Genomic DNA, 18,063 nt, shown 5'->3' with positions numbered 1-18,063 from the left:
GACGACATTGCCGATGCCGCCGTTGTGGCGTTGACCGACGCCAGCCATGTTGACAAGACCTGCGAACTGACCGGTCCACGCGCGCTAACCTTCCGCGCGGCGGCCGAGATCGCTGAAGCATGCGGCAGGGATATCGCCTATCAGCAGGTATCCATGGCAGAGTTCAAGGTGGGACTTGCTGCCGCTGGGCTGCCGAAAGACATGATCGACCTTCTCGAAGAGCTCTTCACGCAGGTGCTTGATGGCAGAAATTCGCAGGTTGCGAATGGGGTCGCGGAAATTCTCGGCCGCCCCGCCAAGGATTTCGGCGACTATGCACGCGATGCTGCTGCCAATGGAACGTGGAGGGTATGACAATGACACTTGTTCTCAGTATCGCTTTGGCGGCCGCGGCGATCGGCAGCGGCCTTGTTGCCGGCATCTTCTTTGCGTTCTCAACCTTCATCATGACGTCGTTCGCCCGCATTCCCACCGAACAGGGTATAGCGGCGATGAACTCCATCAATGCCACGATCGTGCGCTCGCCCTTCATGCTGCTTTTCGTACCGACCGTGGTCCTATGCCTCGTGATCGCTGCCGTCGCGTTCTTCAACTGGCGCGGTGGCATCAGCGTCTGGATGCTCTCCGGCGCAGTGCTTTACGTCTTTGCATCGTTCCTCTCCACCATCGTCTTCAACGTGCCAATGAACGACGCGCTGGCGAAAGTCAGCGGCAGCGGCGCCGAGGCCACCGCGCTCTGGACGGCCTACCTCAAGGATTGGACCTGGTGGAACCACGTGAGGACGATTGCTTCGCTCCTCGCCTCGATCGCCTTCGTGCGCGCCTTGATGCTCGTGTGAAATAAGGCGGGAGGGGATACCTCCTCCCGCTGGCGACATTATATCCGTTCGCAGAAGGTGAGCCGGTTATTGAAGGGGTCGATGACCTCCATTTCGAGGCCCCAGGGCGCCTCCTGTAGGCCGGGCTTCATGTAGCGATATTGCTTGGCCGCGAGCTCGGAGTGCAAGACACGAACACCAGTGACGGGCACGAAGGCGCGGGCGCCGGGGCTGGCGTCGCCGGAATGTTCGCTGAGATGGAGGATCATGCCGCTTCTCGACACCTGGCAGTAGAGCGGGAAATGATCGCCGAAGCGGTGCTCCCAATCCAGCGCGAAGCCGAGAAAGCCGCAATAGAATTCCTTCGCCTTGTCGACGTCGAAGATGCGGAAAATCGGAATCGGCTGCTGAATGGCAATCGCGGGCGTTGCCGCTTCCTGCTCTTCAAGCTTGGCCGAGAGGATATTCCACTGATCGAACCCGAACTGGCGGGCAACGATCTCCAGGGTTTCGCTATGGGTGAAGTCTATGTCGCGGGTAGCCAGAGCCTGCCGCAGAGCTTTCGCCATGAGCTTGGCGTCGCGAAAATCGCGCATGATTCATTCCTTACGTTGGCGGCAAACAGGATGATCAGTGCCCGCGTCTGCTGACCCGTTCGCCATCAATCGCCAAACGGCAAGGGATGTGAAGGATATATCTGGATGCATTCACCATCGCGCTTTCGCGCCGCGGGGCGGCTGGCCGCATCCGGCCGACGGCGACAATAGGCGAGCTGAGTTTTTCGATCAAGAGCCGGTGCGAGCCGCACCCGCCGGCACAGAGTGGAGATGGCTTGCGAGCTCGATTCGGTTCCGGCCCGCGCGCTTGGCGGCGTAGAGCGCCTTGTCTGCAGCATTCAGCATGGCGTCAAAATCGATCGGTGTGGAGCGCCCTGGCGCGACACCGACACTGACCGTGCATGTGAGTGTTTCGTCGTCGAGGTAGATCTCGCGGCCGGCAAAGGCTTTGCGGATGCGCTCGGCCACCATTTCGGCACGGCCAGGCATGATCTCTTTCAGAACCAGCGCAAACTCCTCGCCGCCGAGGCGCGCGGCGGTATCACCGGTTCTGCAATTCGCCGCGAGCTCAGCTGCGAAAACCTTCAGCACACGGTCGCCTCCGGCGTGCCCAAAGGTATCGTTAACGGACTTAAAGTGATCGAGATCGAAGATCAGCACTGCGGTTGCCGATCCCATCAGACCCTGCCCGTAGCGATCGAAAAGCGCACGGCGGTTCACGAGCCCGGTCAGCGGATCCGTCATGGCATCCAGACGGTGCCGCGCGGCGAGCCGCCACTGGTGAAGTGCCAGCGATAGGGCACCGATACCGGTCATGCTGGCGATGCATATCGCAAGGCTCAGATCCTCGGCCCAATTGCTCGGCGCAACGCCCAGCACCATCTTTCCATCGGCGATCAGGACGGCTGCGCACAGGACGAAGGAGATCGCCGTCAGGCAATAGAGGACGGTAATTCCGGTCAGAGGCGCCGGCGCCTCTTGCCGCGCCCGCCAATACTGACAGGCGGTAGCGAAGAGCATGGCAGCGATCGCCGCATTTTCGGCGATAAATGCGAGCCCATCATAACCGATCAACAGCGGAGGAATGGAAAAGAGCATTGCCACCAGGGCGCCGGCGACGGTGGCTCGCAACGGCAGTCTGTCAGTACGAAACTGGCAACCGGCACCCCAGACAGTTGCAAAGCCGGCATGGAAAAGTACGAACGAGACAACGGCAAACACCACCACCGGATCGTCGACATACATGCCGTAAGCAACGATGCCGCTGACGATCAGAACGAGGCCCAAAGTGCAGGTTAAAAGAAAAGTCTCGGAGCGGCGCACAAACCAACTGCCCAGCGACGTAAGGGCAAGACACGTGGTCGAGACAGCAAGCGCCATCAAAAGGGAATTGTAGTCAAGCGTCATGCTTTAGAAATCGCGACGGCCATCGCGCCCCCATTCGTGCGAAGCCTACGGGTCTGCTATGACGAATGTCTTACTTATTTCGTTAAAAATTCATGCATTTAGATTAGAGATGCCGCAGGCATAGCATATCGCCGCAACCCTCAAAGAAGAGCGGCAGTAAACATTCCGCAATGACAAAAGATCTTTAGCGCTCAACGTCCCAATGGAGCGGGAACATTGGATCGAAAACGGTAACCAGGCCTGCGCCGGTTTCGACCTTGCTCGGAAAACTGACGGGGTTATCATGCTTGACCAGCGTTATTCTTTCTTCGTTGGCCGGCAGGCCATACCAGGCGGGTCCGTTCAGCGATGCGAAGGCCTCGAGCTTGTCGAGCGCGTTTTCCTGTTCGAACACATGCGCAAGGCAGCTCATCGTGTTGACCGATGTGTAAATGCCGGCGCAGCCACAAGCGCACTCCTTCAAGGGATCGACATGCGGGGCTGAATCGGTGCCGAGGAAGAAGCGCTGATCGCCGCTTGTTGCGGCAGCGCGGAGGGCAAGGCGGTGGTTCTCGCGCTTGGCGACCGGTAGACAGTAGTAATGCGGGCGGATGCCGCCAACGAGGATAGCATTGCGGTTGATGATCAAATGGTGCGTCGTGATCGAGCCCGCGAGATTGTCATCCGCGGACTTGATGTAATCGATGCCGTCCCTGGTGGTGACGTGCTCCATCGTGACCTTGAGTTCTGGCAAACGCTTGCGGAGCGGATCGAGCACGGTTTCGATGAACACCGCTTCACGATCGAAGATGTCGACGTCAGGTGTCGTCACCTCGCCATGAACGCAAAGCGGCAGGCCGATCCTGGCCATGCGTTCCAGCACCGGCATCGCCTTTTCGATATCGCGCACGCCGCCATGCGAATTGGTCGTGGCGCCGGCCGGGTAAAGCTTGACGGCGGTGATCAGCCCGCTCGCCTTGCCGGCCTCCACATCATCGGGATTCGTATGTTCCGTCAGATAGAGCGTCATCAGCGGCTGGAACTTGTCGTCCTTCGGCAGCGCCGCCATGATGCGCCCGCGATAGGCTTCAGCGTCCGCCGTGGTCACCACCGGCGGCACAAGGTTCGGCATGATGATCGCGCGGGCGAAGTCACGGCTGGTATCGCCGATCACACCTTCCAGCATGGCGCCGTCACGCAAGTGCAGGTGCCAATCATCGGGGCGACGGATGGTGATCGATTGCATGCGCTGAAACTCCGCGGGCTGGCCTGTAAGGTTCAGCCCTGCGCATTATCACCCCGATGCGGGGCATGGCAAACATTTTGGCCACGGTTCTTCAGACAGGTGCGCCATGTTCATTGAAGCCGGGCGTGCCACGGCTGACATACCAGACGAGAAGAACGATCCAGCCCACCAGCGGAATGACGCCGACCAGAATCCACCAGCCAGAGCGGCCGATATCATGGAGGCGCCGAACCGCGACGCCGAGGCCGGGAAGCAACACGGCAAGACCGTAGAGGGCGCCGAGTATTTCGTAACCGAAGAGGACTTTGTCGAGAAAGGCCAGGATCAGTGAGGCGATGACGTTGAAGAGCGCAAACCACCAAAATTCGGGGCGGCCGGCGCGGCCGCTGAAGACGGCGTATTTCGAGAAAACTGTCGAGACTGCTTCCGTGAAACCCATGCGCTCTCCCTCCAGGCATTCCGCTGATAAAGTAGAAGTTGCATGAGGATAAACCTGCAACGATTCCATCACGCGCGACAAGTCCAGTACTTCAGCCGGAACAGCGGACAGATCAGGCTATGTCGAGCGTCACATCCGCCCTGCGGCGGTTGCCGAGGATCAGCCGGCCATTAGGCAGATCATTGCCGTAGACCTTGGCGCTCGCTTCCTCCTCTGTCAGCCTGTAGCCGCGCCAGCGCGCCCACAGCCGCTCCTCGAGCACCTCGATCGGCGGCGCCAACATCACCGAGTAGTCGAAGATGCCTTCGAGTTCGGCCCATTTGCCCTGGCTGAACAGCAGGTAGTTGCCCTCGACGATGATGAAGCGATGCTCCTGCGAAACGACACGCGCCGAGGCGATGGCTATCTCGCGGGTCCGGTCGAAGACCGGGATCAGGACTTCCTGGTCGGCAGGGCGTACAGCCCGGATGATATCCAGGAAGCCTCGAACGTCGAAGGTCTCCGGGATACCCTTGCGCGCCAGAAGACCGCGTTCGATGAGGATGGCATTGTCCATATGGAAGCCATCCATCGGCAGGACCTCGGCCGTTTCGCCCCTGGCCTTCAGGGCATCGGCAAGATTGTCTGCCATGGTGGACTTTCCAGCGCCGGGGGGACCGGCAATGGCGATCAGGAAGCGTTTGACATCGCCGGCGCGGTCGATGACCTCGCCGGCGATTTCGTCGATCGTGACGCTCATGCGGCGACCGGCTCCGTCGGCACGGCCTTGGCGCCGGTCATGAAAGCAACGGCATCGGACATCGTGTATTCCTTCGGATTGATGACCGTGAGACGGCGGCCAAGCCGATGAATATGAATGCGGTCGGCGACCTCGAAAACATGTGGCATGTTGTGCGAGATCAGCACGATCGGCAAACCGCGCGAGCGTACGTCGAGGATCAGTTCCAACACCTTGCGGCTTTCTTTGACGCCGAGGGCGGCCGTCGGCTCGTCCATGATAACGACCTTCGATCCGAAGGCGGCGGCGCGCGCCACGGCCACACCCTGGCGCTGCCCGCCCGAGAGCGTTTCGACCGCCTGGTTGATGTTCTGGATGGTCATCAGGCCAAGCTCGGAGAGCTTGGCGCGCGCCCGCTTCTCCATCGCCGGGCGATCGAGCATACGGAACCAGCTGCCGAGCAAGCCAGGCTTCCTGATCTCGCGACCCAGGAACATGTTGTCGGCAATCGATAGTGCCGGCGAAAGCGCGAGATTCTGGTAGACGGTCTCGATGCCCGCCTCTCGCGCCTCCATGGGGGACTTGAAGTGGACCGGCTTGCCCTCCAGCGTAATCTCGCCCTCATCGGGAGTGACCGCGCCTGATATGGCCTTGATGAGCGACGATTTGCCAGCACCGTTGTCGCCGATCACAGCGAGAATCTCGCCGGGATAAAGGTCGAAATCGGCATAATCGAGTGCGGTGACGCGTCCGTAGCGTTTGACGAGCCCGCGAGCCGAAAGAATGGGTTCGTTTGCCATGTTACACCGACACCTTTCTGATCCACTGGTCGATTGCGACTGCGGCGATGATGAGCACGCCGGTGAGCAACACCTTCCACTGCGGATCGGCGCCGAGCATGTTGAGGCCCATCGAGACCACGCCGACGATCATCGCGCCGAACAGGGTGCCTAGGATCGAGCCACGACCGCCGAAGAGCGAGATGCCGCCGATCACGGTCGCCGTGATGGCCTGCAGGTTATAATCCGTCACCGCGGACGAGGGAGAGATCGAGCCATTACGGCCGATCGAGACCCAGGCTGCGAAGGCGGCAATGATGCCGGAGACGGTATAGACCGTCAGCAATACACTCTTGGCCTGGATGCCGGAGAGCTTGGCCGCTTCAGGGTCGTCGCCGACGGCATAAACGTGGCGGCCCCAGGCCGTGTGATTGAGAATATACCAGAGCACAAGAACGAGCAGCACCATGGCGATGACGCCGAGAGTAAGCACGGCAGTGCCCAATCTGAAGCTGATCGCAAAGAAATGTAGCAGCGGCGCCTGCGCATCGACATCGGTGTCGCGGATCGTTTCGTTGGCGGAATAGATGAAGTTCGTCGCCATGACGATGTTCCAGGTGCCGAGCGTTACGATGAACGGCGGCAGCTTCACATAGGCGACGAGGAAACCGTTCAGCAAGCCACAGAGACCGCCGACAAGCATCCCGGCCAGCACAGCGATCGGTGTCGGAATGCCGTAGGTAATGGCGCAGTTGCCCATGATGACAGCCGAAATGACCATGATGACGCCGATCGAAAGATCGATGCCGGCAGTCAGGATGACCAGCGTCTGTGCAGCACCGAGAATGCCGACGATGGCGATCTGCTGCAAGATGAGCGTCAACGTGTAGGACGAGAAGAACCGTCCGCCGAGCGCGAAGCCAAAGATGATGATCGCCAGCACCAGCACGATCAGCGGCACGGCCGCCGGGGTCGAATGCAGGAAGTGCTGCGCACGTTTCACAAATGGTACGCTTTGGTGTTCGAACGACGCGACGTTCTTGTCGCTGCCGTCAAGCACCCGTTCGAATTCCTGTGCTCCGGTCATTGTTCCTCCTCCGCTTTCGCGCCAAACCGCGCGCGGAAAGCCCCTGCCCCTTATCACGCCGGTCTTCGTTCGCCGGTTCCTGAGGCAGCAGCTATGGTCAGTCGAAACCGGCCGAGGATCAAGCCCCCGGCCGGCGCTAGATTCATATCGTGAGACTTAGCCCCAGCACTTGTCGGTGCCGACCTTCGTGTCGATTGACTCGAGGCCAGAGACGGGCTTGTCGGTGACAAGCGAAACGCCGGTATCGAAGAACGACTTGCCTTCGGTCGGCTTCGGCTTTTCACCGCTGTCGGCGAACTTCTTGATCGCCTCGATGCCGAGCGAAGCCATCAGCAGCGGATACTGCTGGGAGGTGGCACCGATGACACCTTCCTTGACCGACTGGACACCCGGGCAACCGCCGTCAACCGAGACGATCAGGACGTTCTTTTCCATGCCGACAGCCTTGAGGGCCTGGTAGGCGCCGACTGCGGCTGGCTCGTTGATCGTGTGAATGACGTTGATGCTCGGATCCTTCTGCAGAAGGTTTTCCATCGCCTTGCGGCCGCCTTCTTCGTTGCCGTTCGTCACGTCGTGGCCGACGATGCGCGCATCGTCTTCGTCGCCAATCTTGTTCGGGTCCTTGGTGTCGATGCCGAAGCCCATCATGAAGCCCTGGTCACGCAGAACGTCGACAGTCGGCTGCGATGGCGTCAGGTCGAGGAAGCCGACCTTGGCATCCTTTGCCTTGTCGCCGAGCGTTTCCTTGGCCCACTGGCCGATCAGCTTGCCGGCAAGCAGATTGTCAGTTGCGAAGGTTGCGTCGGCAGCGTCAGCCGGATCGAGCGGGGTGTCGAGGGCAATCACCAGGAGGCCGGCATCGCGGGCCTTCTTGACCGAGGGGACGATGCCCTTCGTGTCGGACGCCGTGATCAGGATACCCTTCGCACCGTCAGCAATGCAGCTTTCGATCGCGGCAACCTGGCTTTCGCTGTCACCATCAATCTTGCCGGCGTAGGACTTGAGCGTCACTCCCAGTTCCTTAGCCTTGGCCGTCGCGCCTTCCTTCATCTTGACGAAGAACGGGTTGGTGTCGGTCTTGGTAATGAGGCAGGCGGAAACATCCGCAGCCATGGCCGGCGCCGAGAAAGCGACACCGAGGGCGAGCGCGCCAAGCGCGGCGGAAAGCACTGATTTCTTCATTGAGTCCTCCCTGAGATTAGCCGACCCGCCCCCTGGCGGTGCCGGAATTGACGGGCACGAGAACCGCTGCAGTCTCGCCGACGGCCTCCTCCAAGCCGTTCCGTGCCGTTTGACGATGGCAATTAAGAGCGAAAGGAATTGCCTTGTCAATAAATAAATCCAATTGAATTATTAATTCTATATGGCATGCTCGATGAAAATAGGGCATAGGCCAACAGACGGGAGGAGTGGCCAATGTCGTCTTTGGACGGTCCGGTACATACGCCGGCTCAACCGCCTATTTTGAGTCCGGCAGGCGGCGCGAACCAGATCAGGGTGCGCGCCTATAACGAGCGGCTTGTGCTGTCGCTGGTGCGCCTTTACGGCTCCCAGTCGAAGGCCGATATCGCGCGGCGAACCGGGCTTTCGGCGCAAACAGTTTCCGTCATCATGCGGGCACTGGAGAAGGAAGGGCTGCTCTCCCGCGGAGAGCCGGTGCGTGGCCGGGTTGGCCAGCCGTCTATCCCGATGCGCCTCAATGCCGATGCCGTCTACTCGTTCGGCGTCAAGATGGGCCGACGCAGCGCGGACCTGGTGCTGATGGATTTCGTGGGCAAGATCCGCCTGCAGCTTCACCAGACCTATGCCTATCCGCTGCCTGACGTCTTTCTGGATTTCATCACTTCAGGGATCCGCGAACTCGAAAGCCGGCTCGACGAGAAGCAACGCGGCCGCATTGCCGGCATCGGTATCGCGGCACCGTTCGAGCTTTGGAACTGGGAAGAGGAAGTCGGTTCACCCAAGGGCGCGATGGACGTATGGCGCGACTTCGATCTCCACACCGAGATTGCCGCCCGCGTGCCCTACCCGGTCTATCTACAGAACGATGCGACAAGTGCCTGCGGCGCAGAACTCGTGTTCGGCATCGGGCCGTCCTATCCCGACTTCGTTTATTTCTTCATCGGCTCCTTCATCGGCGGCGGCATTGTCCTCAATTCCGCGATCTTTTCGGGGCGCACGGGTACGGCTGGCGCCATCGGCCCACTCCCGGTGCGCGGCAAGAACGGCGAAACCCTACAGCTGCTTGAAGTTGCCTCAATCTTCGTTCTCGAGAACATGTTGCGGGAGCGCGGCATCGACCCGCAGCCGCTCTGGTATTCAGCCGACGACTGGATCGACTTCGGCGAGCCCCTGGAAACGTGGATCCAGGACACTGCCCGAGCACTCGCGCAAGCGATCGTCGCCGCAGCCTCGATCATCGACTTCAGCGCGGCCGTGATCGACGGCGGCTTTCCCGGATGGGTGCGAGCACGGATCGTGCAGGCGACCATCCACGAAGCAGCGATGCTCGATCTCCAGGGCGTCGTCATGCCCGACATCATCGAGGGTGCAATCGGAGCCCATGCGCGCGCCATCGGCGGCGCCAGCCTACCGATCTTCGCGCGCTATCTCACGGACCAGAACGTTTTATTCAAGGAGGTCGAAAATGCTGAAGGGACTTAACCCACTTTTGAGCCCGGAATTGCTTTCGACGCTGCGTGCCATGGGGCATGGCGACGAAATCGCTATCGTCGACGGCAATTACCCCGGCGTCGAACATGCACGGCGGCTGATCCGTCTTGATGGCCACGGCATCGTGGCCGTGCTCGACGCCGTTCTCAGCGTCCTGCCGATCGACGACTTTGTTACAGAGGCGATCTTCCGGTCGACCGTCAAGGCCGAGCGCGACAGGCTTGACCCGGTTCACGAGGAGATGATCGACTGCTGCGCCCGCCACGAGCCGCACCGACAGGTCGTGCCGCTCGTCGGGGCGGACTTCTACAATCGAGTACGGACCGCTCACGCCGTGATCCAGACCAGCGAACCGCGGCTTTACGCCAACATCATCCTGCGCAAGGGTGTCATCTATCCGGAGCGAGCGGGCGACCACGCCGTTGAAAAGGCAGAGGTCGACCCCTTCACCTATTGAGCGTCAGATCTCGCCGGCCAATGGCCCCCAGACATCCGTCAAGGCAAAACCGCCCGGATGCGGATCGAAGGGATCGAGTGCGACCTGCGAGAGACCGAAGGTGAAACCGCGGCCCGCGATGGTCGGAATGATCGCGGGGCGACCGGCAACTTCGGTTTCCGCCAGCAATCCGACTTCGAACTCCGAACCGATGATCGAGCGCGACTTGAAGACATCGCCGACCTTTGCCTTGCCGCGCGCATGCCATGCCGCGAGATTGGCGGAATTGCCCGTGCCGCAGGGCGAGCGATCGGCGCGGCCCGGCCACATCGTGGTGCAGGTGCGAACGGTGCCGTCCGCCTCAAGGTCGCGGAACATGACGTAGGCAACGCCGGAGATTGCTGGGATTTCCGGATGGACAACCTCGATGCTGCGGTTGATCAGTTCCTTCAGGACCATGCCGGCCTGAACCAGGGCGGCAGCATTGCCCTTCTCGATTGTCAGGTTGATCTGCCCGACGTCGACCAGCGCGTAGAAAATACCGCCGTAGCATAGGTCGACCTTGACCTTGCCCCAGTGCGGCGTGTCGATGTCCACGTCGAGCTCGTGCACGAAGGACGGGACCATGGTGAGCTTCACCTTCTCGCATCGCCCGTCGCGGCAGGTCGCGGTCGCCTTGACGAGGCCGGCGGCCGTCTCCAGCGTGACAATGGTTTCCGGCTCCTTCATCTCGACGACGCCGGTTTCCAATAGCGCGGTTGTGACACAGATCGAGTTCGAGCCGGAGCTCGCATGCGCCTGGTCCGGCTGCAGGATAATGAAGGCCGCATCGGCATCCGGATGCTTCGGCGGCAGCAGCAGATTGACAGAGCCGATCGGCGCGCCGCGCGGTTCGAGGCAGAGGAAGCGGCGCAGTTCCTGGCCCTTCGGATCGGTGTTCAGCCAGTTCAGCTGCTCGGCGACCGTATTGCCGGGAATCTTTGGCACGCCGCCGATCGCGACCTTGCCGATTTCACCCTCGGCGTGAACATCCAGAAGCTGGATCGTGCGCTTCCATCTCATGAGTCAACTCCTCTCAAGCCTGCCGCGTGATGCTGCCGCAAATCAACACGAACGGCCTGATATATCAGATCACTGGCGATTGCCTACGGGAATTTTTCGCTCGGTAAAAGACTTCCCGACGCTGCCATGGCTCGCGCCAGTGTAGCGCAGTCCCGAGCAGATGGGCCAGCACAAGCGCCTGATCATGTGTGAGGGAGGCTGAAATAGAAAAGAGCCCGGTGCGGGAGGAGGTGCACCGGGCTCTTGATCCTGACTGACAACTGGGAGGAGGAGTGTTGTCAGTCCGATGAAGGAGCGCTGGGAGGAGGAGTGCGCTGCCTTCGAGATAATAGATAGCCCATTGTTTCGATCAGGAATAGGGAGATTACCGCAATGCAGCAATGCGTCTCACGCATATCTCGCCTATTATTGAAGCCTCTTTTTGCGGCATTTTTGACCAGTTAGTCAATTTCTTAGGCGAAGCAGGCCAATCTGCGCAGGGCAGCTCACATACTACCAGACGGTTGCCGCACCGCGGCGCGCCCACCGCAAAAATATCACCAAAAGTCGGAGGAAATCGATGATCGGAAAGGCGAGAGATCGTCCCGCCTTTCCCTTGGGCCCAAAGCGATCAATAGCCGTTGTCACATGGCATGCTGCCATCGCCATTGGTGCCGCTGAACGTGTTCTGGCAGTAGGTTTGCCGTTGCATCGGCCGCACCGGCTGATTGCCGATCGAACCCGTTGCGCCGCCCTCGACGCCGAAGGCTGCCAGCGGATACCAATAGCCGTCCGGACCGCGGCGGGTGCCCGGGCGCTCGGTGCGCGTGCCACGATAGCCGTTCAAGTGGCCTGCCGGCTGACTGTACTGCACCATTTCGACGTTCGAGGCGCTTGGGTGCGGGACCCGCTGCACAGGCGCCGCCTGAACGGGAGTGATGGATGCGAGCGTGAGCAGAGCCCCTGCTGACAGGGCGGGAACGAAGCTGGAGACTTTCATGATAAATCCTCCTTCTGGATTTATCCGAGAAAAATGCGTTCTTTCGTAGCAAAGTTCCGCGATCACACGCAGCCTCCAGCAGTCGTGATCGGCAGCGACTGCGCGTGATCCGCAGGCGTTGATCTCAAGAACTGCTTGCTCCATTCGGAGATGGTGTCAGGCGATGCAGGGTCCGTCGGCAGCAATTCACTGGGCAGAACTTATCTGTCGGCGATCCGGTATCCCTGGCTCGACAGGCACGTGACATACTGCCGGTGTGCGGCAGCGGTCGCGTTCGCTTCTTCCTGGGCCGGATCGATTGGATAGCCACCCATCCCGGCGCGCAGTTCATACTGCTTCTTTGACTCGCGATACATGAAATTGCCGTCGCCGACGCAGATGTGATGGGCGACAGCCGGCAGATTGAGAGGCGGGTCAAAGGGTGCTGCGACGGGCACGAGCGTCGGCGCATTGGCGTCGACGCAGCCGGCAAGCGTCACTCCGGCCGCGCACAACGCAAACGCTCGCACCATACTCCTCAGCATATTCCCTCCGGCCATGCGCCATGAATCGCTGCACACGCGCAGCGCCGACCGCATCATGGCTTCGCAATATTGCGCCAAGCTAGCGAGCCGGCTATGCCGATATCGGCGGCATGGCGCTTTCACAACGCAGAGGCAACACTGAGGTGACCTCAAGGAAGGTTCCGATCGATCGAGCGGCCGCTAATGACCTTCTACGAGCTGCCATCTCCTGACGCCGGCAGACATCGCTGCCCCCGTAACCGCAAGGATTTTGAACAGAAGCGTCGTGAGCCCTCTCCCTTCGTTGTCGTGTCTCTTTCCCGCCGGTCAGGCCGTGCAGATGCCGGCGACGCCGACCTTTTGGAACAGCTGCGGTCTTGCAATTGCGGACGATGGATAGCTCGTCAGCTTCGCCCGGAACTCAGGATGTGTGAAAGCTGCGCGAAATGCTTCGTTCGATTCCCACACCGCATAGTTCAGGTAGGCAGGGCTCTCGCCTATGGCGCGATGGAGTTGGGTCGAGATAAAGCCCGGCTGGCGCTTCATGAACTCGGCGTCGTCCTTCCAGACTTCGAGAAAGCGCTCTTCATCGGCCGCATCGAGGGTGAAGAGGTTGATGAGTACGACCGGTGCGGCTTCGATGGCCAGTTGGCGTTCGATAGGTAGTCTCTCATCCATGGGCTTCATGTGGGACATTTCGTGCTCCCTCCGAGTAGTATACATGATGTCAATTCGATACGATGAAGACATACCAATTTGACATAATGATGTCAATATAGATGGATGTTGCCAATGAGCGAAACGACCCGAAACCGGAACGGCGATGCCTTGACCGACCTGATCCTCAGCCTGTTCAGGGCGAACAACCTGACCCTGATGTGGGGAGACAGGCTAGTTGGGCCGTACGGGCTGACCAGTGCTCGGTGGCAGATTCTCGGAGCGATCGTGCACGCCGACCGGCCGCAGCCGGTGGCGTGGCTCGCCCGTGATCTCGGGGCTAACCGGCAGAATGTTCAGCGCATCGTGAATGATCTGCACCAGGAAGGAATCGTGGTGTTCGAGCCCAACCCGCACCACCGGAGGGCGCATCTCGTGGTGCTTACGGCGAAGGGACGCCGCGCCTACGATTCCGCGATCAACGCCTACAACCCGAGGGTCGACGCGTTGGCTGAGGGCTTTTCAGTTGAAGATATCAGGATAGCGCACCGCGTGATGGCGACGCTGCGAGCAAGACTCGAAGGAGAAATGGATGCTGAGAAGCACAACTAGCCGCTACGGCGCGATCCCCGTTGCGCGGCATAATGCCGGACCTCATACCCGCCCGGTCAATCCGAAGCGGTTGCGGTAATCTCCCGGCGATAGCCCGGTGATTTTCTGGAACACTTTTCGGAACGCACCCGAATCCTCGTAACCGGCCGCAACGGCGATCTGCTCGACGGTGCGGTTCGAGAATTCGAGCATCTCGCGCGCCTTGCCGACCCGCAGATGCTGGCAATATTCGGTCGGCCGAAGGCCGGTCGCCTTGTGGAACCGACGAAGGAAGGTGCGCTCTTCCAGGCGGGCACGCTGCGCCATCGCCGCAAGTGTCACCCCGCGCGCGCCGTTCGCGTGCAGCCAGTGCTGCACCTTTAGGATCTGCCCGTCGCCATGGTTCAGGCGTGGCGAGAAACTGCTGTAGCAGCGCTGCTCCCTGCCCGGCGGATCGACGAGGAGGTGGCGAGCGGTATCGAGCATGATGGTCGATCCCAGCAATTTGTCGACGAGGTTGAGACCGAGATCGGTCCAGGCCATCAGGCCACCCGCAGTGATCATGTCGCCCTCGTCGATGATGAGTTTGTCGGTGTCCACCCGCACCTCGGGAAAGCGCTGCGCCAGCAAGTCCGCATAGACCCAGTGGGTCGTCGCCATGCGGTGTGCCAGAAGCCCCGTTTCTGCAAGAAGGAAAGCGCCGACGCAAACGGAGCTCAGCGTCGTTCCCTCGGCATGCCGCTCACGAAGCCATCGCGCCAGCGGACCGGCTTCCTCCGAGGTCATCGGCTCGCTGAAGCTGGGAGGCAAGATGAGGACGGTAGGCGACCCCGGAGTGCCGGGCACCGTATCGAATACGCGCTCGATTATCGCTGCGGTTTCTGTCCCGCGCCAATGGCTTACACGCAGGGCGGGGCCTCCCGACGGTTGCCGGGCCACTGCGAACCGATTGGCTAGGTAGAAGAGATCGGTCAGGCCGTAGACGGCTGCGAGCTGGACGTGCGGATAAAGCAGGATACCGATCTCGGCCGGCGCGTCGGTCTGGCTCATTTGTCAGTTTTGGCCTCGATAATGTCAATTTCGCCAATCCACACCATGCGGCTTCAGACGTAACTTGTCCATCAACGAATGGGGACCGTCCCCGGAAGGAATGAAAGGATACAAGGACATGAACAAGCGAGCCCTCATCGTCGTCGACATTCAGAACGATTACTTTCCGAACGGCAAGTGGCCGTTGAACGGTGCTGACGCAGCCGCCGACAATGCCGCACGGATGATCGCGGCAGCCCGCGATTCGGGCGATCTTGTCGTCCATATCAGACATGAGTCGGCCGGCGAGAATGCGGCCTTTTTCCTTGCCGGCTCGGAGGGTGCGCAGATTCACCCGAAAGTGCTGGATCGGCCCGGCGAAACCGTCATCGTCAAGAACCATGTCAACTCGTTCCGTGAAACGGATCTGAAGGCGACACTCGACCGCAATGGCATCGACGAGGTCACCGTCGTCGGCAGCATGAGTCATATGTGCATCGATGCCATCACGCGCGCCGCCAGCGATTTCGGGTACCGGGTAACGGTCATCCACGATGCCTGCGCAACGCGCGACCTCGAATTCAACGGCACGCCGGTCCCTGCCGCGCAGGCGCATGCGGCCTTCATGGCGGCATTCGCCTTCGCCTACGCCTCCGTGCTCTCGACGGACGAGGCACTGGCAGTACGCAGCGAACTGAGAGGCTCCGCCTAGCACGGCAATATCGGGCGCGTGTCAACCGTACGCGGAGCACTGGAGAGCTTGTTCGACCGCCATCGCCAGTGGCGGTCATCAGCCAACGAACCGCAACAGGCATTTGCGGCCGCTCGCCGTTGACTTCGCAGGCGATGAGAGGAGAATACCTTTCATGCCTCGCCACGCAATATAGGGGGCGCCCAGATGACGATCGCAAGGAAACTTCAGGATTATATCGACGGTGAGGGTGTCGTCTACGACACCGTGCCTCATCATCGCACAGCGACAACCAGCCAATCGGCACAAGCCGCACATGTTCCGGGCAGCCGGCTGGCCAAATCAGTCGTCGTACATCATGAAATGGGATACGTCCTGGCCGTCGTTCCCAGCACACACCGGATCGAGCTCAGCACGTTGCAGGATGTGATGAACCGACGCCTTGGCCTCGCCTCGGAAGATGAAGTCAGTTCACTTTTCGCCGATTGCGACATTGGCGCAGTTCCGCCGATCGGATCGGCCTACAACGTGCCTGTGATCCTCGACGAAAGCCTCGGCAATGCCAGCGACATCTATTTCGAAGGCGGCGACCACACGACACTGGTGCATATGAGCGGCCTCAGCTTTCGCAACCTGATGAAGGACGCGCAAATCGCCCGCTTCAGTCACCGACCGTAAAATCGTGATCCTGGGGTTGTATTGACGCGGCTCGATGCCGCCCGAAAAGTCGATCAATCCTGCCGGCTGGTACGTCAAGAGGCGCACACCGGACGCGTCGCTTGCTGCGATCTCGTTTCTTGGTAGGTCCCGGAAATAACTCGCACGCCGGACGAGATGAAACTGCGAACTCGCATGTGATCGTTATCGCCGTCGACGTCTACACGGCAGGCCTCCTTCGCGCGCTATCTCCGGATCTTGCCGAACGACCCCGCAAGTTCACGAGCTCGGCATGTCTTGGCAGAAGTCACGCAACCTTGCCAGTTCAGCAGCATACCCTAGTTTGAAGTCGCGCGGGATTTTCGCGACCAACGTGCATGCCGTTGTTTAAGGTAGCTTTTCAATCACAAAGGGCCTCCATCATGTCGGACAAATCGAAGAACGGCATCGATCGCCGCGATCTGTTGATTGCATCTATTGCCACGGTCGGCGCGTCGGCTGCCCTTGCCGTCAACGCGGGTGCTGCGAACGCCCAGGACGCAGCAACACCCGCTGCCCATCCGACATCAGGAACGGCCTATACCGGCGATGTTATCCGGGGAAAAAAGGTTATCAGCGCGCTCGACGTCAACGACCTGGAGCCGGGACAGAAGCACCTCCTGTATTTTCAGGGTGCGCAGATGCCCACGGGGCAGCACTGGTACGTGTCCGTGACGGTCGCCAAGGGGGCAAGGCCGGGCAAGCGCGGCGTCCTGACCAGTGGTGTGCATGGCGACGAAATGAGTAACATTCACGCGGTCCAGACCGTGATGAACCAGCTCGATCCTGCGCAGATGTCGGGCACGGTCATGGCGGTCACCGACGTGGCACGCCCGGCCATTGAAAGCATGCAGCGCAGGTGGCCCAATCAGGGCCGAGGCCTAGATCTGATCGATATGAATCGGGAATGGCCAGGGAACGAGAACGGTGCCACCGCGCCCAGCCGACACGCCGGGCTGCTGTTCAACCGGCTGCTGCGGCCGAACGCCGACTTCGCGATCGACTTCCACACCGGAACAACCGGATTCGAAGTCACCGCATTTAATATTGGCGGCATGGATGTGCCCGAGGTCAAGGCAATGGTAGAGCTCTATCCCGTCGGCCAGATCTTCGACAACCATGTCTATCCCGGCGTCCTGCACAACGCGTTCATGGACGCGGGCATCCCGTCCTTTACACCGGAGATTGGTGCTGCTCGCGTTCTGAACATAGAGATGATCTCACTGTTCGTGGAAGGCACAATGAACGTCCTCAAGCATCACGGCATCGTCGCCGGGCCGATGGGCCGGACAGGCAAGGACGTGAATGTCTTCGTCGGCAACAGTGCGTTCCCTATCCTGGCAACCCAGGGCGGCATCGTCGAGCATTTAGTCAAGCTCAACGACAAGGTCGAACCCGGACAGAAGGTGGCCATCCAGCGCAACAGCTTCGGCGAAGTGGTCGCGGAGTATACGAGCGGCGTGGCCGGAGAGATAACGGGCCAGCGCAGCGATGCAATGTCCGAGCCCGGCAACCCCCTGGTATTCATCCTCTTCCACAAGCCGACGCTGGAGGGCATTGAGTCCTATCCCGAGTAGTCCGCCTTGCGAGCGATTCTTCGCCTGTCTTAGTAGTTCAGAATCACAAATCGCGCGCTTCAAACCGGCGGTGATGTCGTGTTTCCTGTAGCGGATGACACGGCCTCGGGGCTTTTCTTATCTAGGCCACACCGAGCGG

The 18,063-nt window shown here is 60.4% G+C and carries 20 protein-coding genes and 1 pseudogene; 8 read left to right on the top strand and 13 right to left on the bottom strand.

The window, feature by feature from the left end; genetic code table 11:
- Nucleotides 1-354, top strand: a pseudogene (locus tag K9B32_RS07395) (NmrA family transcriptional regulator); the annotation flags it as partial.
- Nucleotides 351-839, top strand: coding sequence for a DUF1772 domain-containing protein (locus K9B32_RS07390; protein WP_411969682.1), 489 nt, complete (start codon nt 351-353; stop codon nt 837-839). The pseudogene K9B32_RS07395 and the gene K9B32_RS07390, both read left to right, overlap by 4 nt.
- Before the next feature lie 38 nt (nt 840-877).
- On the opposite strand, the gene K9B32_RS07385 is transcribed toward K9B32_RS07390, so the two are convergent.
- From K9B32_RS07385 to K9B32_RS07350, 8 genes are all read right to left on the bottom strand, one after another.
- On the bottom strand, nt 878-1,414 hold the full coding sequence (locus tag K9B32_RS07385) for a glyoxalase superfamily protein (protein WP_224561293.1): 537 nt from the start codon (nt 1,412-1,414) through the stop codon (nt 878-880).
- 189 nt (nt 1,415-1,603) lie between these two features.
- Nucleotides 1,604-2,782, bottom strand: coding sequence for a GGDEF domain-containing protein (locus K9B32_RS07380; protein ID WP_224561292.1), 1,179 nt, complete (start codon nt 2,780-2,782; stop codon nt 1,604-1,606).
- Nucleotides 2,783-2,966: 184 nt separating this feature from the next.
- Nucleotides 2,967-4,007 (bottom strand): dihydroorotase, encoded by a 1,041-nt coding sequence (gene pyrC / locus K9B32_RS07375; RefSeq protein ID WP_224561291.1) that lies wholly within the window; start codon nt 4,005-4,007, stop codon nt 2,967-2,969.
- A gap of 91 nt (nt 4,008-4,098) precedes the next feature.
- Entirely contained in the window at nt 4,099-4,446 is a 348-nt protein-coding gene (locus tag K9B32_RS07370; protein ID WP_224561290.1) for a DUF805 domain-containing protein, read from the bottom strand.
- 112 nt (nt 4,447-4,558) lie between these two features.
- Entirely contained in the window at nt 4,559-5,185 is a 627-nt protein-coding gene (locus K9B32_RS07365; RefSeq protein WP_224561289.1) for a nucleoside triphosphate hydrolase, read from the bottom strand.
- Entirely contained in the window at nt 5,182-5,964 is a 783-nt protein-coding gene (locus K9B32_RS07360; protein WP_224561288.1) for an ATP-binding cassette domain-containing protein, read from the bottom strand. The genes K9B32_RS07365 and K9B32_RS07360 overlap by 4 nt, the downstream gene beginning before the upstream one ends.
- Before the next feature lies 1 nt (nt 5,965).
- Complete coding sequence (locus K9B32_RS07355; RefSeq protein WP_007801975.1) at nt 5,966-7,030, bottom strand: ABC transporter permease; 1,065 nt, start codon at nt 7,028-7,030, stop codon at nt 5,966-5,968.
- Between the two features lie 156 nt (nt 7,031-7,186).
- On the bottom strand, nt 7,187-8,212 hold the full coding sequence (locus K9B32_RS07350; RefSeq protein ID WP_007801977.1) for a sugar ABC transporter substrate-binding protein: 1,026 nt from the start codon (nt 8,210-8,212) through the stop codon (nt 7,187-7,189).
- 234 nt (nt 8,213-8,446) lie between these two features.
- Between K9B32_RS07350 and K9B32_RS07345 the strand changes: the two genes are divergently transcribed.
- Together K9B32_RS07345 and K9B32_RS07340 are read left to right on the top strand one after the other, a co-directional pair.
- A complete protein-coding gene (locus K9B32_RS07345; RefSeq protein WP_224561287.1) occupies nt 8,447-9,694 on the top strand; it encodes an ROK family transcriptional regulator in 1,248 nt (415 codons plus the stop codon).
- Complete coding sequence (locus K9B32_RS07340; RefSeq protein ID WP_007801982.1) at nt 9,678-10,160, top strand: RbsD/FucU family protein; 483 nt, start codon at nt 9,678-9,680, stop codon at nt 10,158-10,160. The genes K9B32_RS07345 and K9B32_RS07340 overlap by 17 nt, the downstream gene beginning before the upstream one ends.
- Nucleotides 10,161-10,163: 3 nt before the next feature.
- Here the strand turns inward: K9B32_RS07340 and K9B32_RS07335 are convergent, their stop codons facing one another.
- From K9B32_RS07335 to K9B32_RS07320, 4 genes are all read right to left on the bottom strand, one after another.
- A complete protein-coding gene (locus tag K9B32_RS07335; RefSeq protein WP_224561286.1) occupies nt 10,164-11,201 on the bottom strand; it encodes a 4-hydroxyproline epimerase in 1,038 nt (345 codons plus the stop codon).
- 610 nt (nt 11,202-11,811) lie between these two features.
- Entirely contained in the window at nt 11,812-12,180 is a 369-nt protein-coding gene (locus tag K9B32_RS07330) for a surface protein (protein WP_224561285.1), read from the bottom strand.
- A 200-nt stretch (nt 12,181-12,380) separates the two neighbouring features.
- Nucleotides 12,381-12,704, bottom strand: coding sequence for a hypothetical protein (locus K9B32_RS07325; RefSeq protein ID WP_224561284.1), 324 nt, complete (start codon nt 12,702-12,704; stop codon nt 12,381-12,383).
- 306 nt (nt 12,705-13,010) lie between these two features.
- The gene (locus K9B32_RS07320) at nt 13,011-13,379 is read right to left on the bottom strand and encodes an antibiotic biosynthesis monooxygenase family protein (RefSeq protein WP_224561283.1); all 369 of its coding nucleotides are present in this window, start codon (nt 13,377-13,379) and stop codon (nt 13,011-13,013) included.
- Nucleotides 13,380-13,475: 96 nt separating this feature from the next.
- On the opposite strand from K9B32_RS07320, the gene K9B32_RS07315 reads away from it, so the two are divergent.
- Nucleotides 13,476-13,952 carry a MarR family winged helix-turn-helix transcriptional regulator gene (locus K9B32_RS07315; protein WP_224561282.1) on the top strand — a complete coding sequence of 159 codons (477 nt, stop codon included), beginning with the start codon at nt 13,476-13,478 and terminating at the stop codon, nt 13,950-13,952.
- 42 nt (nt 13,953-13,994) lie between these two features.
- Here K9B32_RS07315 and K9B32_RS07310 read toward each other — a convergent pair whose 3' ends face one another.
- Nucleotides 13,995-14,981 (bottom strand): GlxA family transcriptional regulator, encoded by a 987-nt coding sequence (locus K9B32_RS07310; RefSeq protein ID WP_224561281.1) that lies wholly within the window; start codon nt 14,979-14,981, stop codon nt 13,995-13,997.
- A 118-nt stretch (nt 14,982-15,099) separates the two neighbouring features.
- Here K9B32_RS07310 and K9B32_RS07305 point away from each other — a divergent pair, with 118 nt between their 5' ends.
- The 3 genes from K9B32_RS07305 to K9B32_RS07295 all read left to right on the top strand — a co-directional run bounded on the left by K9B32_RS07305 (nt 15,100) and on the right by K9B32_RS07295 (nt 17,924).
- The gene (locus K9B32_RS07305) at nt 15,100-15,672 is read left to right on the top strand and encodes a cysteine hydrolase family protein (RefSeq protein WP_224561280.1); all 573 of its coding nucleotides are present in this window, start codon (nt 15,100-15,102) and stop codon (nt 15,670-15,672) included.
- A 186-nt stretch (nt 15,673-15,858) separates the two neighbouring features.
- Nucleotides 15,859-16,329: an aminoacyl-tRNA deacylase gene (locus K9B32_RS07300; protein ID WP_224561279.1), complete on the top strand. Its 471-nt coding sequence runs from the start codon at nt 15,859-15,861 to the stop codon at nt 16,327-16,329.
- Between the two features lie 401 nt (nt 16,330-16,730).
- On the top strand, nt 16,731-17,924 hold the full coding sequence (locus K9B32_RS07295) for a succinylglutamate desuccinylase/aspartoacylase family protein (protein ID WP_224561278.1): 1,194 nt from the start codon (nt 16,731-16,733) through the stop codon (nt 17,922-17,924).
- Nucleotides 17,925-18,063: the final 139 nt, after the last annotated feature.

It is taken from the genome of Rhizobium sp. 3T7, from assembly GCF_020166565.1.
Classification (GTDB): Bacteria; Pseudomonadota; Alphaproteobacteria; order Rhizobiales; family Rhizobiaceae; genus Rhizobium.
This window is presented reverse-complemented; position numbering and strand designations above follow the sequence as displayed.